This is a genomic window from Georgenia thermotolerans, from assembly GCF_009193185.1.
Taxonomy (GTDB): domain Bacteria; phylum Actinomycetota; class Actinomycetes; order Actinomycetales; family Actinomycetaceae; genus Georgenia; species Georgenia thermotolerans.
This window is the reverse complement of sequence record NZ_VUKF01000021.1, coordinates 40061-55049: the sequence shown is the minus strand read 5'-3', so window position 1 is coordinate 55049 and position 14989 is coordinate 40061. Positions and strand designations below refer to the sequence as shown.

16 protein-coding genes are annotated in these 14989 nt (G+C 73.6%); 8 read left to right on the top strand and 8 right to left on the bottom strand.

Going from position 1 to position 14989, the window contains the following annotated elements; translation table 11 throughout:
- Position 1 precedes the first annotated feature (1 nt).
- The 3 genes from GD970_RS11500 (at position 2) to GD970_RS11490 (ending at position 2235) form a co-directional block, all read left to right on the top strand.
- Positions 2-793, top strand: a complete 792-nt coding sequence (locus GD970_RS11500) for an amino acid ABC transporter permease (protein WP_152203035.1) — start codon at positions 2-4, stop codon at positions 791-793.
- Positions 790-1602 carry an amino acid ABC transporter ATP-binding protein gene (locus GD970_RS11495; RefSeq protein ID WP_152203034.1) on the top strand — a complete coding sequence of 271 codons (813 nt, stop codon included), beginning with the start codon at positions 790-792 and terminating at the stop codon, positions 1600-1602. The genes GD970_RS11500 and GD970_RS11495 overlap by 4 nt, the downstream gene beginning before the upstream one ends.
- A 111-nt stretch (positions 1603-1713) precedes the next feature.
- Positions 1714-2235 (top strand): gluconokinase, encoded by a 522-nt coding sequence (locus GD970_RS11490; RefSeq protein WP_152203033.1) that lies wholly within the window; start codon positions 1714-1716, stop codon positions 2233-2235.
- On the opposite strand, the gene GD970_RS11485 is transcribed toward GD970_RS11490, so the two are convergent.
- Positions 2204-3055 (bottom strand): FadR/GntR family transcriptional regulator, encoded by an 852-nt coding sequence (locus GD970_RS11485; protein ID WP_152203032.1) that lies wholly within the window; start codon positions 3053-3055, stop codon positions 2204-2206. The genes GD970_RS11490 and GD970_RS11485 overlap by 32 nt on opposite strands.
- 263 nt (positions 3056-3318) lie before the next feature.
- Here GD970_RS11485 and GD970_RS11480 point away from each other — a divergent pair, with 263 nt between their 5' ends.
- Complete coding sequence (locus tag GD970_RS11480; protein ID WP_152203031.1) at positions 3319-4704, top strand: GntP family permease; 1386 nt, start codon at positions 3319-3321, stop codon at positions 4702-4704.
- A gap of 138 nt (positions 4705-4842) precedes the next feature.
- Here the strand turns inward: GD970_RS11480 and GD970_RS11475 are convergent, their stop codons facing one another.
- The 4 genes from GD970_RS11475 to GD970_RS11460 form a co-directional block, all read right to left on the bottom strand.
- Entirely contained in the window at positions 4843-5856 is a 1014-nt protein-coding gene (locus tag GD970_RS11475) for an L-idonate 5-dehydrogenase (RefSeq protein WP_152203030.1), read from the bottom strand.
- 86 nt (positions 5857-5942) lie between these two features.
- Complete coding sequence (locus GD970_RS11470; RefSeq protein WP_152203029.1) at positions 5943-7430, bottom strand: mannitol dehydrogenase family protein; 1488 nt, start codon at positions 7428-7430, stop codon at positions 5943-5945.
- 16 nt (positions 7431-7446) lie between these two features.
- Complete coding sequence (locus GD970_RS11465; RefSeq protein WP_152203028.1) at positions 7447-7653, bottom strand: hypothetical protein; 207 nt, start codon at positions 7651-7653, stop codon at positions 7447-7449.
- A 160-nt stretch (positions 7654-7813) separates the two neighbouring features.
- On the bottom strand, positions 7814-8575 hold the full coding sequence (locus GD970_RS11460; protein ID WP_152203027.1) for a sulfite exporter TauE/SafE family protein: 762 nt from the start codon (positions 8573-8575) through the stop codon (positions 7814-7816).
- 186 nt (positions 8576-8761) lie between these two features.
- On the opposite strand from GD970_RS11460, the gene GD970_RS11455 reads away from it, so the two are divergent.
- The gene (locus tag GD970_RS11455; protein ID WP_226925297.1) at positions 8762-9403 is read left to right on the top strand and encodes a cation transporter; all 642 of its coding nucleotides are present in this window, start codon (positions 8762-8764) and stop codon (positions 9401-9403) included.
- 40 nt (positions 9404-9443) lie between these two features.
- On the opposite strand, the gene GD970_RS11450 is transcribed toward GD970_RS11455, so the two are convergent.
- Positions 9444-10859 carry an MGH1-like glycoside hydrolase domain-containing protein gene (locus GD970_RS11450; protein ID WP_152203026.1) on the bottom strand — a complete coding sequence of 472 codons (1416 nt, stop codon included), beginning with the start codon at positions 10857-10859 and terminating at the stop codon, positions 9444-9446.
- A gap of 120 nt (positions 10860-10979) precedes the next feature.
- Between GD970_RS11450 and GD970_RS11445 the strand changes: the two genes are divergently transcribed.
- Positions 10980-11459: a general stress protein gene (locus tag GD970_RS11445; RefSeq protein WP_152203025.1), complete on the top strand. Its 480-nt coding sequence runs from the start codon at positions 10980-10982 to the stop codon at positions 11457-11459.
- Between the two features lie 140 nt (positions 11460-11599).
- On the opposite strand, the gene GD970_RS11440 is transcribed toward GD970_RS11445, so the two are convergent.
- Positions 11600-11842, bottom strand: coding sequence for an acyl carrier protein (locus GD970_RS11440; RefSeq protein WP_152203024.1), 243 nt, complete (start codon positions 11840-11842; stop codon positions 11600-11602).
- A 153-nt stretch (positions 11843-11995) separates the two neighbouring features.
- Complete coding sequence (locus tag GD970_RS11435; RefSeq protein ID WP_226925296.1) at positions 11996-13483, bottom strand: sugar porter family MFS transporter; 1488 nt, start codon at positions 13481-13483, stop codon at positions 11996-11998.
- Positions 13484-13696: 213 nt separating this feature from the next.
- Here GD970_RS11435 and GD970_RS11430 point away from each other — a divergent pair, with 213 nt between their 5' ends.
- Together GD970_RS11430 and GD970_RS11425 are read left to right on the top strand one after the other, a co-directional pair.
- The gene (locus tag GD970_RS11430; protein ID WP_152203022.1) at positions 13697-14563 is read left to right on the top strand and encodes a 3-hydroxyacyl-CoA dehydrogenase family protein; all 867 of its coding nucleotides are present in this window, start codon (positions 13697-13699) and stop codon (positions 14561-14563) included.
- 142 nt (positions 14564-14705) lie between these two features.
- Positions 14706-14942, top strand: a complete 237-nt coding sequence (locus GD970_RS11425; protein WP_152203021.1) for a DUF6458 family protein — start codon at positions 14706-14708, stop codon at positions 14940-14942.
- Positions 14943-14989: the final 47 nt, after the last annotated feature.

Here is a 14989-nt window from a genome sequence, read left to right as displayed (position 1 = left end):
CATGAGCATGCGCCGAACCACCAAGCGCCGCCTCACCCGCGGGGTGCTCTACGCGGTGTTCGCCGCCGCCGTGCTCCTCGTCGTGCTGGCCGCCGACTGGGAGCGGGTCGCCAACCAGTTCTTCCGGATCGACATCGCCCGGGAGCAGCTGCCGCAGATCATCACGATCGCGCTGAAGAACACGATCTTGTTCACGGTGATCTCGTTCGTCGGCGGCGTCGTCCTCGGCGTCCTCATGGCGCTGATGAAGCTGTCCTCCGTCGCGCCCTACCGCTGGTTCGCGACGGCGTACGTGGAGTTCTTCCGCGGCGTCCCGGCGCTGCTGACGATCTTCGCGATGGCCTACATGCTGCCCATCGCCCTGGGCATCCAGGTGCCGGGCGGGCAGGTGGGCGCCGGGCTCGTCGGGCTCATCCTCGTCGCCTCGGCCTACATGGCCGAGGTCATCCGGGCGGGCATCCAGGCGGTGCCGAAGGGCCAGTCCGAGGCCGCCCGGTCCCTGGGGATGTCCCCGGCGCGCACGATGTTCTGGGTGATCCTGCCCCAGGGGTTCCGGATCATCATCCCGCCGATGACCAACGAGTTCGTCCTGCTCCTCAAGGACACCTCGCTGCTGTTCATCGCCGGGTCGACGGTCTTCACCAAGGAGCTGACCACGTTCTCCCGCGACGCGCTGACCACCACCGCCAACGGCACGCCGCTGATCATGGCCGCCATGCTCTATCTCATCGTGACGATCCCGCTCACCCGCCTGGTGGCGGTGCTCGAGCGGAAGATGGCGAGGCAGCGATGACCGCACCCCTCGGCTCGGAGGAGGCCGGCGTGTCCGCGGCGCCCGCCGGGGCCCGCCGCATCAAGGCCCTGCCGCCCGGCGTCCCCGCCATCGAGATCCGCGACCTGCGCAAGAGCTTCGGCACCAACGAGGTCCTCAAGGGGCTCAACCTCACCATCGAGGCCGGCGAGGTGGTGTGCGTCGTCGGCCCCTCCGGCTCGGGCAAGTCGACGCTGTTGCGCTCGGTCAACCTCCTCGAGCAGCCCACCAGCGGGCAGATCCGCATCGAGGGGGTGGACATCCTCGACCCCGAGGTCGACGTCGACCGCATCCGCACCCGCATCGGCATGGTCTTCCAGCAGTTCAACCTCTTCCCGCACATGGACGTGCTGCGCAACCTCACCATCGCCCAGGAGCGGGTGCTCGGCCGCAGCCGGGACGAGGCCCGGCGGGTGGCGCTGGCGATGCTCGAGCGGGTGGGGCTCTCGGACAAGGCGACGGCGCACCCCGCGCACCTGTCCGGCGGCCAGCAGCAGCGCGTGGCGATCGCCCGCTCGCTGGCGATGAACCCCGACATGATGCTCTTCGACGAGCCCACCTCGGCGCTGGACCCCGAGCTGGTCGGCGAGGTCCTCGCGGTGATGCGGGACCTGGCGGCGGAGGGCATGACGATGATGGTCGTCACCCACGAGATGGGCTTCGCCCGGGAGGTCGGCAGCCGTCTGATCTTCATGGACGGCGGCGTCATCGTCGAGGAGGGCGACCCCCGGGAGGTCCTGGCCCACCCGCGCCACCCGCGTACCCAGGCGTTCTTCTCCAAGGTGCTCTGAGGGACTCCCCCGCGCCGGCCGCCGAGACGCACATCACGAGCGACCTTCGACGATTGGCTGCCGTCGGGGCGCGGTGAGAACGCGGTCCGGCGGCGACACGGAGGAGGAGCGATGAGCGCGGACGGCGCGAGACACCTGGTGGTCATGGGCGTGGCCGGCTCCGGGAAGACCACCGTCGCGCGGCTCCTCGCCGGCAGGCTGGGCTGGGTCAGCGCCGAGGCCGACGAGTTCCACAGCGCGGCCAACATCGCGAAGATGGCCGCCGGCACCCCGCTGACCGACGAGGACCGCTGGCCGTGGCTGCGTGCCATCCGCAGCTGGCTCGACGAGCAGGAGGCCGCCGGCCGACGCGCCGTCGTCACCTGCTCGGCCCTCAAGCGGGCCTACCGCGACATCCTCGCCGGCCCGAAGCGCGACGTGACCTTCGTCCACCTCACCGGCTCCGCGGAGCTCATCGCGGCGCGGATGGAGCACCGCACGGGCCACTTCATGCCGCCCTCGCTGCTGCCGTCGCAGTTCCAGACCCTCGAGGCCCTGGGGGCCGACGAGGACGGCATCGCCGTGGACATCTCCGGCACCCCCGAGGAGATCGCCGACGAGGTCATCGACCGCCTGGGCCTGCGCCAGGGCTGACGGTCGCGCCGAGCTCGCCCGCGTCAGCACCCGCCGAGGCGCCGAGGCCGCCCGGCAGCGCACCAGCCTCGGCCGCGCCGGCGCCGTCCAGCGGCGGGGTGAACCGCACGTCGCGGAGCTCGTTCCAGACCTCCATGACGACGGCGCGCGCGTGCCGCTCGGCGCCGTCCTCGTCATGCTCGGCAACCGCCCGGGCCACCGCCTCGTGGTGGTCCAGCGACACCGGCACCGGGTCCTTCGGCGTCAGGTGCAGGTGGGTGCGCCCGGCGAGCACCTCGGTGACGGCGCCCCGGAGTGCGGCGAGCATGTCGTTGTCGCTCGCCGCGATCAGGAGCGTGTGGAACTCGATGTCCGCCTCGAGGTAGTCCTCCCCCGCGCCCTCGCCCGCCTCACCGAGCCGGCGCAGCGTCGCCGCCAGCTCGAGCAGCCGCGCCCCGACCGGCGCGGGCGCCTTGAGGGCGGCGAGGCGGGCCGCCGTCGGCTCGAGCGCCAGGCGCAGCTCGGTGAGCCGGTGGAGCTGGGCGTCGCGCTGCGGGCCCGTCAGGCGCCACCGGATGACGCGGGGCTCGAGCACGCTCCAGTCGTGCACCGGGCGCACCGTCACGCCGACGCGCCGCCGGGACTCCACCATGCCCAGGGACTCCAGCACCCGGACCGCCTCGCGGATCACCGTGCGCGAGACCTCGAACCGCTCGGCCAGCTGGGCGAGCGTGAGGACGCTGCCGGGCGGGCAGTGGCCGTGGGCGATGTCGCTGCCGAGCCGGTCGAGCACGTCGGTGTGCAGGACCGGGGCCTTCTCCTGCGCCCCGCGGACCACCATGTGCTCTCCTCCTGACCCACGCAACGACGGCGCCGGCGGCGTCGTGCCCGGGCGTCGACGTCCCGCGGCCATCACATGATGACAGCACCTTTGCCATAAGTGTGACCTTTGTGTCACTGTGTGGGCCAGCATCTCGCGACCAAGAGTGTCCGGAAAAGTCGAGCGGCCGATGCGCCGCGCCCGGACCTGTGATCGCCCGCTGCCCCACCCTGTCCCTCACGCGGCTCCTTCCGGGCCGCCCGAGACTCAACGGAGACCTCTCCATGGAAGACTGGACCCAGACCCTGGGAGCGGGACCGCTCCTGGGGATCGCGGCCGGCGCCATCGCGTTGCTCCTGATCCTGGTCATCAGGTTCAAGATGCACGCGTTCCTCACGCTCATCCTCGTCTCGCTGCTCACAGCGTTCGCCACGGGGATCCCCGCGAACCTCATCGTCGACACCGCGGTCAGCAGCTTCGGCGGCACCCTCGGCTCGGTGGCCCTGCTCATCGGCCTCGGCGCCATGCTCGGCAAGATGGTCGAGTACAGCGGCGGTGCCAAGGTGCTCGCCGACAAGATGGTCGACGTCTTCGGCGAGCAGCGTGCGCCGTTCGCGCTCGGCCTCGCGTCGCTGATCATGGGCTTCCCCATCTTCTTCGACGCCGGCCTCATCGTCATGCTGCCGATCATCTTCGCCGTGGCCCGCCGCATGGGCGGCGACAACGTGCTGCTCTACGGCATCCCGGCCGCCGCGGCCTTCTCGGTGATGCACGTCTTCACGCCCCCGCACCCCGGCCCGGTCAGCGCCACCGAGCTCTACGGCGCGAATCTCGGCCTGGTCCTGCTCGTCGGCCTCATCATCGTCTTCCCGGTCTGGTACCTCACCGGTTACCTCTGGGGTAAGCGCGTGGGCCGCAAGCACATCTTCCCGGTGCCGGCGCTCTTCGGCTCCGTCGCCGACGACAGCGAGCTGCCCCGCAACCCCCCGAAGGTCGGCACGATCATCGCGGTGCTGCTCCTGCCGCTGGTGCTGATCTTCATGAACACCGGCCTGGACTTCCTGCGCGCCGCCGGCACGGTCTCGGCCGACGCCACCTGGTTCCAGGTGCTCTCGGCCATCGGCAAGTCCCCGGTGGCGCTCCTCATCTCCGTCCTCGTGGCCACCTGGGTGCTCGGCCTGCGCCGCGGCGAGAACGGCACGGCGCTGGAGAAGGTGCTCGACTCGGCCCTCGGGCCCATCTGCTCGGTCACGCTGATCACCGGCGCCGGTGGCATGTTCGGCGGGATCCTGCGCGCCTCCGGCATCGGCGACGCGCTGGCGGACTCCCTGGACAACCTCGGCCTGCCCGTGATCATCGCGGCCTACGTCGTCGCCGTGATCCTGCGTGTCGCGCAGGGCTCGGCCACGGTCGCGCTCGTGACCGCCGCCGGGCTCATGGCGCCGGCCGTCGCCGCCGGGGACTACAGCGCCCTGCAGATCGTGGCCATCACCCTGGCCACCGCGGCCGGGTCGGTCTTCGCCGGGCACGTCAACGACTCCGGGTTCTGGCTGGTCGGCCGGCTCATGGGCATGGACGTCAAGACCACGCTGAAGACCTGGACGGTCCAGCAGGCGCTGGAGTCGGTGGTCGGCTTCGTCCTCGTCGCCATCGTCTTCGTCATCGCCTGACCGTCGCGGGCGGCGGACGTCGCCCGCGTCAGGCAACAACGCGGAAGCCCCCGGGTCTCACCCGGGGGCTTCCGTGTTGTTGTGCGGGCTTCTCGGACCGGCGAGGCGGGCCGCCCGCCGAGGACGGCCCGCCCGCCGTCAGTCCTGCCAGAGGGAGACGACGACCTTGCCCGAGGCGGCGGAGTCGCGCGCCGCCGCGAAGGCCTCGACGGCCTGGCCCGCGGGCAGGTCGTGGGTGATGACCCGCTCGAAGGAGGGGTTGGCGTCGAGCAGCTCGACGGCCTCGTCGATCTCGTCGTTGAAGCGGAAGGTCCCGCGCAGCTGCAGCTCCTTGGAGACGAGCGGGGCGAGGTTGACCGGGCGGGCCTCGTTGGGGACCATCCCGACCTGCACGACGATGCCGGCGCGGCGGGCGCCGACCAGGGCGGGGCTGATCGCCGCCGGCACGCCGGAGCACTCGAGCACGACGTCGAAGGCCAGGGCGGGGATCTCCTCGATGCCGACCTGGACGGTGCCGTGCACGCCCAGCGCGCGGGCGCGCTCGAGCGGGCCGGCCAGGACGTCGGTGGCGACCACCTCGGTGGCGCCCTTGGCGAGCGCCGCGGCCGCCGCCAGCAGCCCGATCGGGCCGGAGCCGGAGACGAGCACCCGCTTGCCCTCCACGCCGCCGGCGACGTTGATCGCGTGCAGCGCCACCGCCAGGGGCTCGGCGAGGGCGGCGCGGCGCAGCGGGAGGCCGGCGGGCAGCACCCGCACCATGTCCTTGCCGACCAGGAGGTACTCGCTCATCCCGCCCTGGGTGTGCGGCCAGGTCGAGGCGCTGCCCAGGTAGGACCCGCCGGGCCAGAGGTGGCGGCGGTCCTCGATCCCGTCCTCCGGCGTGCCGAAGGTGGCCGGGTGCACGGTCACCGGGGTGCCGGGGGCGAGCTCGCCGGAGGGGTCGAGGTCGACGGTGCCGGAGACCTCGTGGCCGGGCACGAGCGGCTCGCGCACCACGTACTCCCCGTTCGCCCCCTCGAAGTAGTAGTGCAGGTCCGAGCCGCAGATCCCGGCGTAGGCCATGCGCAGGCGCACCTGCCCCTCCCCCGGCTCCGGGGTGGGCACCTCCTCCTCGCGGATGTCGGTCTTGCCGTGGATGGTCAGTGCCTTCATCAACATTCCTTCGTGGTCGTTCCGGGGATGCCGGGGCCCCGCCGTCGTGACGGCGGGGCCCCGGTGGTTCGGGGGCTGCGGGTCCGTCAGGACCGCACCGTGGGCCGGGCCGCGAGCGCCTCGCGGGTGGCCGCGCGCACGCCGTGGGTGACGATCACCTCGACGAGGTCGGCCACGCGGGAGACGAACTCGGGGTGGGCGGTGAGCTCGTCGGGGAAGAAGCCGCCGTGCAGCACGGCGCCGACGTGCCCGCGCACGTCCGGCGCGCCGGCCGTGACTTGGGCCAGGCGGGCCCGCGCGGGCTCCTGCATGGCGTCGGCGATCGGGCCGGGCGCGAAGCCCGCCGGCGGCACCACGCAGCAGATCCACGCCGCGACGGTCAGGGCCATCTGCTGCGGCGTCTCGCCCTGGCGCAGCAGGCGCAGGGCGGGCTCGGGCACGCGCTGGAGCAGCTTGGCCGAGCCGTCCGACCCCACCCGGGAGGTGCGGTCACCCAGGGAGTGGTTGGACCAGCGGGTGAACAGGCTCGCGACGTAGTCGTCGGCGTCGAAGCCGGTGGGCAGGGCGATGCTGGGCAGGTACTCGTCGGCGATGGCGGCGCGCACCGCCTCCTCGACGAAGCCCTGGTCGCGCGAGGCCGGGATGGTCTCGCGCCCGTCGAGGGCGCCGAGGTAGGCGATGAGGGAGTGCGAGCCGTTGAGCAGCCGGAGCTTGACGAGCTCGTAGGCCTCGACCTCGTCGCTGAAGATCGCCCCGGCGGCCTCCCAGCGGGGCCGGCCGGCGGCGAAGTGGTCCTCGATCACCCACATGGTGAAGGCCTCGGCGGCCACCGGGGCGGCGTCGTCGACGCCGAGGAGGCGACGCACGCCGTCGCGCGTCTCCTCGGTGCTGCCGGGCACGATGCGGTCGACCATGGCGTTGGGGAAGGTCACCGATGCGGCCACCCAGTCGAGCACCTCCTGCGACGCGCCCGCGGCGGCGAGGAACTGCTCGACCATGCGGCGCGTGGTGGTCCCGGCCGACTGGAGGTTGTCGCAGGACAGGATGGTCAGCGGGGCGCCCCCGGTGGCCGCCCGCCGCTCGAGCCCGCGGGCGAGCAGGCCGATGGTGGTCCGGGGATCGGTGGGGTCGGCCAGGTCGGCGCGGATCTCCGCGGCGTCCAGGTCGAGGTCGCCGGTGCGCGCGGAGCGGTGGTAGGCGTTCTCCGAGACGGTGAGCGTGACGACCTTGTGCGCCGGGTCGGCGAGCGTGGCGACCACCTCCGCGGCGTCGTCGGCCGCCACGAGGGTGCGCCGGTGCACGTCGACCACGTCCGCGCGCTCCCCCGCCGGGCTGAGCTCGAGCACGCTGTAGAGGTTCTCCTGCGCGCGCAGGGCGTCGACGACGCGGCGCGAGCGGTTGGCCACGCCGACGATGCCCCAGTCGCCGGGCTCGGCCGCGAGCGCCCGGGCGGTGTAGACCGCGGCGTGCGCGCGGTGGAAGTTGCCCAGGCCCAGGTGGACGATCCCGGTGCGGTCGGGGGCGGCCGCCCCGATGAGGCGGCCGGCGGGCAGGGTCGCGTGGGTCAGTCTCATGTGGTTCACCAATCGGTCAGGCCCCGTCGCGGGTCCGGGCGACGGGGAGGTGGGCGGGGGCGGGGGCCGCGGCGGACTCGTCGACGTCGCCCCCGAGGCCGGCGGCGGCGCCGGGGTGATCGGTGGGCCGGAGGTGGCCGTCGTCGGTGATGGCGCCGAGGGGCGTGGCGTTCCGGCTCGGGCGCGCCATGAGGACCTCCGCGGAGCGGATGCGGGAGGTCATGTCATCACCACGGCTCTCGGGCTCGGTCGGCTCGGGTCCCGGCGGCGTCGTCCTCCGTCCTCGGGGCCGTCCGTCCACCATCGAGCCCAAAGGTATGACTTTTCAGGTGTGACGTGCAACAAACGCCCGGGGGCGGACGCGGCGCGGCCGTGACCGGCGCTCAGCCGAGGAGCAGGTACCCCGCGGCCACGACCGTCAGCGCGAGGATGAGCCGGTCGAACAGCACCTGCGGGATGCGCGGGGCCAGGCGTCGGCCCGCGAGCGCGCCCACGACGACGCCGGGCACCAGGACCAGGTCCAGCAGCAGCGAGCCGGGCGAGACGAGCCCGAGGCCGATCATGAACGGGACCTTGGTGAGGTTCACGACGAAGAAGAACCACGCCGCGGTGCCGAGGAAGGTCATGACCGGCAGCCGGGTCGCGAGGAAGTACAGCGACATCACCGGTCCGCCGGCGTTGGCCACCATCGTGGTGAACCCGCCGAGCGTGCCGTACGCCCCGGACGTCACCCGGCGGCGCACCCGCCCGGCGCGGACCTCCCCCGGCCCGGGGCGCCCGGCCCGGGCACGCCGCACCACCGTGACGACGAGCAGCGCCAGCAGGATCGCACCGATCGCCCGGCGCACCGCGGCGTCGCCGGCGACGGCGAGGAACGCCGTCCCCGCGGCCAGGCCCGCCAGGACCGGCGGCGCCAGCCGCCGCAGCACCTGCCAGTCCGCGTGACGGCGGTAGGACCACACGGCGAACAGGTCGCCCACCATGAGCAGGACGAGCAGGACGCCGGTGGACGCCCGGGCGGGCAGGACGGCGGCGAACAGTCCGACGGCGACGGTGTTGGCCCCGGGCATCGCGGTCTTGCTCAGGCCGACGACCAGCGCGCCGAGGCCGAGCGCCACCCAGCCGAGGACGGGAAGAGACAGCACCGGGCAAGGATCCTCCTGCCCGACGGCGGCCGGGAGGTCGGGCGGGCGTGGCGCTGCGCACAGCGCGACCTCCCGCGCGCGGCCACCGGCCGATCACCTGGTCCGTCCACCTCCGGCCACCGGCGACCGCCCGGACCGGCCGCGTACCGTGACCTCGACGACGACGGGCAAGGCGGGGATGTGGGCGTGCGCGAGACGGGCGGCAGCGACGGGGCGACCACCATCACGCCACGGCGGCTGCGCCGCACCGTGCTCCTGGTGGCCGCGCTCAACCTCGCCTACTTCTTCGTGGAGTCCGGCATCGCGCTCGCGATCGGCTCGGTCTCGTTGTTCGCCGACAGCGTCGACTTCCTCGAGGACACCGCCGTCAACCTGCTCATCTTCCTGGCCCTGGGCTGGTCCCTGGCCTGGCGGGCCCGGATGGGCAAGGTGATGGCGGGCATCATCCTGGTCCCCGCGCTGGCGGCGGCGTGGCAGGCCTTCGCCAAGGTCTCCCACCCCGCGCCGCCCGACCCGCTGGCCCTGCTGCTCACGGCCGGTGGCGCCGTCGTCGTCAACCTCGCCTGCACGCTGATCCTCGCCCGGCTGCGCCATCACGGCGGGTCGATGACCACGGCCGCGTGGCTCGCCGCGCGCAACGACGTGGTGATCAACCTGGCGATCATCGCCATGGGGCTGCTCACGCTCTGGCTGGGCAGCGGCTGGCCGGACATCGTCCTGGGGCTGATCATCGTCGTCGTCAACGTCGCGGCCGCCAAGGAGGTCTGGGAGGTGGCCAGCTCCGAGGGGCTCGCCGCCAGGGCGCTCGCCGGGGAGGAGATCGACTGACGCGCGGGACCGCGGCGCGCCGCTGACGCGCCGCCCGGTGTCAGCGCCGGTGCGGGGCGGCCGCGAGGTCGAGGACGACGGCGGCCGTGGCGCTGACGCCGCGGACCGGGTGCGGGTCGCCGGTCATGGGGTCGACGTGCTCAGGGAAGTCGTGACGGACCGCGAGCGCGAGGAGCTGCTCGGCGACGCCGTCGGCCAGGGGGCCCTCGAGGTGCTCGTGCAGCCCGGTGACGACGAACCAGTTCGTGGTGAACCACCCCGGCCCGCGCCCGGAGCGGGTGAGGTCGACGTCCGGGGCGCGCAGGTCGTAGCTGGGCACGACCAGCGCCCCGCCGCCGAGGAACCCCGGCCCGCGCAGGGTGGCGACGAGGTCGTCGGCGTGCCCGAGCTCGGGCAGCAGCAGCGGCACCAGGCCGGTGACGGTCGGACGGCGCACGAGCCGTTCCCGCACGACGTCGTGGGCGCCGTAGACGCCGAGCTCGGGGACGTAGAGGCCCTCCAGGGCGGTGGTGATGCGGGTGGCGCGGGCGCGGTGCGGGGCGGGGTCCCGGCCGAGCTCGACCGCCATCTCGGCCAGCGCGAGCTCCGAGACCGCCCACAGGGCGTTGAACGCCGGGTCCTCCATGGCGAACGGGTGGGCCGCCGCGGCCTCGTCGTCGTACCCGGCGTCCCGGTAGCGGCCGGCGAGCCAGAGCTCGCGGGCGAGCTCGGTCGGGGCGCCCGGCTCCGGCGCCCCGATGCGGACGGCGTCCTGGGCGGAGAGGTCGGGGCCGGCGGCCGGCACGTCGGCCATCGCCTCGTCCCACAGCGGCGAGCCGACGGTGGCGGACTCCCACGGGTGGACGATGCTCGCCAGCCCGGCTCCCCGGTGGTCCCGCCGGGTCGCGAGGTAGCGGTGCCAGGCCAGCAGGCGCGGGTACAGGCGCGGGAGGAAGCCGCGCTCGCGGGAGCGGCCGGGGTCGGCGAGGTGGACGAGGAGCGCCGCGGCGGCGTGGACGGGCGGAGACACGAGCCCCGAGGTGGGCAGCGCGGCCGAGCCGGGGACGCCGCGGGAGCGCCAGAAGGCGTCCCCGGGTGCCACCTCCGCCTCGTGGCCGAGCTCGAAGATGAGCTGGGGCAGGCGGCCGTCCTCCCACTGCCCGGTCAGCAGCGCCTCCAGCTCGGTCTGGGCCCGGTCGGGCGCGACGTGGCGCAGGCCGATGGCGACCAGGCAGGAGTCCCAGCCCCACTGGTCGGGATGGGCGCCGCGGGCGCGGGCGGTGTGATGGCCCGCCCCGGCCTGCTCGAGCAGCGCGGCCGCGGCGCCACGCACCTCGGCGGGCGCAGGGGGCGCGGCCGAGTCGTCGGCGCCGGCGACGGCGGCCAGGGGATCCTCGGGGGACGGTGAACCGGCGGCCTCGGACACGTTGCGCACCTCTCCGTGCGACAGGGCCGGCAGCGGTGACGTGCCGGCCACCGCCTCCAGGATAGTCAGCGCCGCCCGCCCGGCCACGGCCGATCCGAAGGTGCATGGCGGATCGGCCGGTCGTAGTTTGGTTGGAGAGCCCGAACCAGTTCGACCGACGGGAGCGACGCCATGACCTTGCCGAACCTTCCCCAGGCGATGAGCAACGCGGCCGACTACCGCCCGCTCATCGAGCTCAAGGGCTACGCCGACGCGCAGGACCTGGTGGACTTCCTCTCGGACAGCGGCTTCCCGGTGAGCAACGTGCGGATCATCGGCACCGACCTGCACACCGTCGAGCAGGTCACCCGCCGCAAGACCAACGGCCGTGCCGCGCTCGAGGGCGCCGCCAGCGGGGCGTGGTTCGGCCTCCTGCTGGGCCTGCTGCTCTCGCTGTTCGTGCCCGGCCAGGCCTGGTTCGGCATGATCGTCGCCGCCGTGATCTTCACCGCGCTGTGGGGCGCGCTCTTCGGCTTCCTCGCCCACTGGAGCACCCGCGGCAAGCGCGACTTCGCCAGCGTCAAGGCCCTCGAGGCCAGCGGCTACGAGGTGCAGGTGACCGCCGAGCACCTTGCCGAGGCCCGCCGCCTGGCGCGCATCGACGCCGTGTGACCGCGGGGGCGGAGAACGGCCCCTCCCGCGGCCGGGACCTGGTGGGTGGTCCCGGCTGCGGAAGGGGCCGTGGGCCGTGGTGAGGCGCCGTGCTCACCGGCGAACCGACAGCACGGGCCGCCGGTGGAGCGGCGACCGCCTCAGGCCTGCTGCGGCTGGGTCTTGTCGATGCCGCCGAGGGCCTTGAGGAACTCGTGGCACTTCTTGGCGCGCTCGGCGTCCTGGGCCATGACCTCCTCGAAGAAGGAGGCGATGTCCTCCTTGCCGGCGTTGCGGGCGTCGCGCACGTACTGCCCGTAGTCGTGCCCGGCCTTGAGGGAGTGGTACTGCACGGAGATCAGGTCGTAGGTGACGTCGTCGAAGCCGGTCTCGCCGGTGGCCATGCTGTCCTCCTCTGTTCTCGTGCTGGTCGACGACCCGGCCGCCGCCGGGTCGGCCCACGTGCGGGGCCGACCCGCCTGGCGGGCGGCCCTGCTGGGCTGCTTTCCAACGTAAGGGCCTCGGGACGGTCCGCAACCCGGCGCGGTCCCGCCCGGTCAGGCGTAGCGGCGGCGGAAGTCCTCCTCGAGCTCCTCCAGCGAGCGCTCCGAGGTCTCGGGGATGAGCCGCCAGGCGAAGAGGATCGCCCCGGCGTTGACGACGGCGAAGAGCAGGAACGTCGCCGCCCCGCCGACGCCGTCGACCAGGACCGGGAACGTGAAGGAGATGACCGCGTTGACGCACCAGTGCAGGAAGACGGCGATGCCCATGCCGAGCCCGCGCATGCGGAGGGGGAAGACCTCCGAGAGCATCACCCACGTCACCGGCGAGAGGGCGGCCTGCTGGAAGAGCAGGAACACCAGCATGAACGCCAGGACCAGGTAGCTCGCGCCGAGCGGGGGCACCCCGCCGGCGCGGAGCGCCGGCTCCACCGCGGCGGCGAACACCGCGCTGAGGGCCAGCAGCGCGAGCAGGATGCCGGCCTGCCCGGCCAGCAGCATCGTCCGGCGGCGCACCCGTCGCACGATCCGCAGGCCGAGGACGGCCGCCAGCACGGACACGACCCCGTTGGCGATGGTCGCGGTCAGGGCCGCGTCCGTGGCCAGCCCGGTGCGCTCGAGCAGGGTGGGCGCGTAGTACATGATCGTGTTCACGCCGCTGACCTGCTGGATGACGGCCACGCCGATCCCCACCAGCATCAGCCGCCGGATCCACGGTGCGCGCAGGTCGCGCCAGCCGAGCCGGCGGGTGGCGGTCTCGGCGTCGGCCACCTGGACGATCTCGAGCAGCTCGCCCACGGCGTCGTGGCCGGCGGGCCGGGTGCGCCGCAGGGTGGTCAGGGCGTCGCCGTAGCGTCCGCGGGCGGCGAACCACCGGGACGTCTCGGGCACCCGGCGCACGAGCACCCACAGCGCCACGGCCGGCACCGACGCCAGCGCGAGCATGTACCGCCAGGTGTGCGGGCCCTCCACGGTGTGCGCCAGGACCGCATTGAGCGTGTAGGCGAGCAGCTGACCGGTGACGATCATCAGCTGGTCGGCGGCCACGTAGCTGCCCCGGGACTCCTGGGGCGCGAGCTCGGCGAGGAAGACCGGCACGGTCGCCGACGCCCCGCCGACGGCGAGGCCGAGGACCACCCGGGCGGCGACCATCGCGCCCAGCCCAGGCGCGAGCGCCGTCCCCACCGCACCGAGGGTGAAGATGACGGCCAGGACCAGGAGGGTGCGCCGTCGGCCGTGCCGGTCGGAGAGGCGGCCGCTGGCCATGGCGCCGACGGCGGCGCCGACCAGCAGCGAGGACGTCACCAGGCCCTCGGTGGCCGGCGTCAGCGCGAGCCCGCCGGCCCCCTCCGGCCGGGCCATGTACGGCAGCGCGCCGGCGATGACGCCGGTGTCGTAGCCGAAGAGGAGCCCGCCGAGGGTGATGACGACGGCGGCGAGCCGGGTTCGCAGCGGGGTGACCGGGGCGCCGGCCTCCGGCAGGGCCTCGAGGCGGTCACGGGTGACCGTCCGTGTCGTCGTCCGGTCGGGTGCCGCCGCTCCCACGATGTGCCTTTCGTCGTCCGCCGCTGCCGCGCCCCCGCCACGGTTCCGGACCGCCACAGAAGGCATTCGAGTGTAAGCGGCGCCGCCGGCACGGCCGCGGCGGTGCGGCGGCGCCGACCTCACCGGGCGGGTCGGGGCCTCGTGCGGCGCTCCCCGGAAATCGGACCTACGGTGCCAAGGACGGGGCGGGTCGCCCCGGGAAGAGGAGGAGTCATGACGTTCACCCTGCCGACGAACATCGAGAACCGCCCTGCGGCGGTGATCGGCGCCGGGACGCTCGGTCGGCGCATCGCCCTCATGCTGGCCGACCGCGGGGGCCTGGTCCGCATCTACGACCTCTCCGCCGACGCGCGGGACGCGGCCAAGGCCTTCGTCGAGGAGCAGCTGCCGCGGGTGGTCGAGACCGTCGACGGCGGCAGGCCGGGGACGGTCGAGCTCACCGACGACCTCGCGGCCGCCGTCGCGGACGCGTGGCTGGTGGTCGAGGCGGTGCCGGAGAAGCTCGACCTCAAGCGCGAGATCTTCGCCGAGCTGGACCGCGTCGCCGCGCCGGACGCGATCCTGGCCTCGAACTCCTCGTCCTACGCGAGCGGGGACTTCATCGACGACGTCGCCCACCCCGAGCGGGTGGTCAACCTGCACTTCTACCAGCCGCCGGTGATGAACGCGGCCGACCTCATGAGCTCGGGCCGCACCGACCCGGCGGTGCTCGACCTGCTCCAGCAGGTGCTGCCGCCGCACGGCATCCACCCGTTCGTCGCGCACGAGAAGTCGACGGGCTTCATCTTCAACCGCATCTGGGCGGCCATCAAGCGCGAGTGCCTGTCCGTCGTGGCCGACGGGGTCTCCACCCCGCAGGACATCGACGCGATGTGGAAGATCAACTGGGGCACCGCCTTCGGCCCCTTCGAGCTCATGGACCGCGTCGGCCTGGACGTCGTCAAGGACATCGAGCTGCACTACATCGCGGAGAACCCGGCCCTGTCGGACAAGACCATCAAGGTGCTCGACTCCTACCTCGAGCGCGGCGAGCTGGGCGTCAAGAGCGGCAAGGGGTTCTACGACCACGGCGAGAAGTAGCGGACCACGGCGAGCGGTAGAGGCCCCGACCGCCCCTGAGGTTGCGGACCGCCTCCGGCCCCTCCGGATGCGGAGGGCTCCGTCCGCCACCACACTGACCGCACCGACCTGCACGCGCGGGTCCCGAGGGAAGGAACGGCGCATGGGAATCGGAGGCGGCATCTTCCTGATCGTCGTCGGGGCGATCCTGGCGTTCGCGGTGTCCGACGGCATCGGCGGCGTCGACCTGACGATGGTCGGCTACATCTGCATGGCGGCGGGCCTCATCGCCCTGGTCGTCGCGCTGATCATGAACCGGCAGCGCACCAACACCACGCACACCGAGTACGTCGAGCGGCACGACGACCGCCGCATCCACGGCCGCGAGGGCACGCTCTGAGGCGCGACGACGGGGCCGGGCGATCCGTGACGGGCGCCCGGCCCCTG

Excerpts from the sequence above, each read along its gene's own strand:
- GD970_RS11425 (WP_152203021.1), top strand. The coding sequence starts at position 14,706 with ATGGGAATCGGAGGCGGCATCTTCCTGATCGTCGTCGGGGCGATCCTG.
- GD970_RS11500 (WP_152203035.1), top strand. The coding sequence starts at position 2 with ATGAGCATGCGCCGAACCACCAAGCGCCGCCTCACCCGCGGGGTGCTC.
- GD970_RS11465 (WP_152203028.1), bottom strand. The coding sequence starts at position 7,653 with ATGACCTCCCGCATCCGCTCCGCGGAGGTCCTCATGGCGCGCCCGAGC.
- GD970_RS11480 (WP_152203031.1), top strand. The coding sequence starts at position 3,319 with ATGGAAGACTGGACCCAGACCCTGGGAGCGGGACCGCTCCTGGGGATC.
- GD970_RS11490 (WP_152203033.1), top strand. The coding sequence starts at position 1,714 with ATGAGCGCGGACGGCGCGAGACACCTGGTGGTCATGGGCGTGGCCGGC.
- GD970_RS11430 (WP_152203022.1), top strand. The coding sequence starts at position 13,697 with ATGACGTTCACCCTGCCGACGAACATCGAGAACCGCCCTGCGGCGGTG.
- GD970_RS11485 (WP_152203032.1), bottom strand. The coding sequence starts at position 3,055 with ATGGTGGTCCGCGGGGCGCAGGAGAAGGCCCCGGTCCTGCACACCGAC.
- GD970_RS11475 (WP_152203030.1), bottom strand. The coding sequence starts at position 5,856 with ATGAAGGCACTGACCATCCACGGCAAGACCGACATCCGCGAGGAGGAG.
- GD970_RS11495 (WP_152203034.1), top strand. The coding sequence starts at position 790 with ATGACCGCACCCCTCGGCTCGGAGGAGGCCGGCGTGTCCGCGGCGCCC.
- GD970_RS11440 (WP_152203024.1), bottom strand. The coding sequence starts at position 11,842 with ATGGCCACCGGCGAGACCGGCTTCGACGACGTCACCTACGACCTGATC.
- GD970_RS11445 (WP_152203025.1), top strand. The coding sequence starts at position 10,980 with ATGACCTTGCCGAACCTTCCCCAGGCGATGAGCAACGCGGCCGACTAC.
- GD970_RS11470 (WP_152203029.1), bottom strand. The coding sequence starts at position 7,430 with ATGAGACTGACCCACGCGACCCTGCCCGCCGGCCGCCTCATCGGGGCG.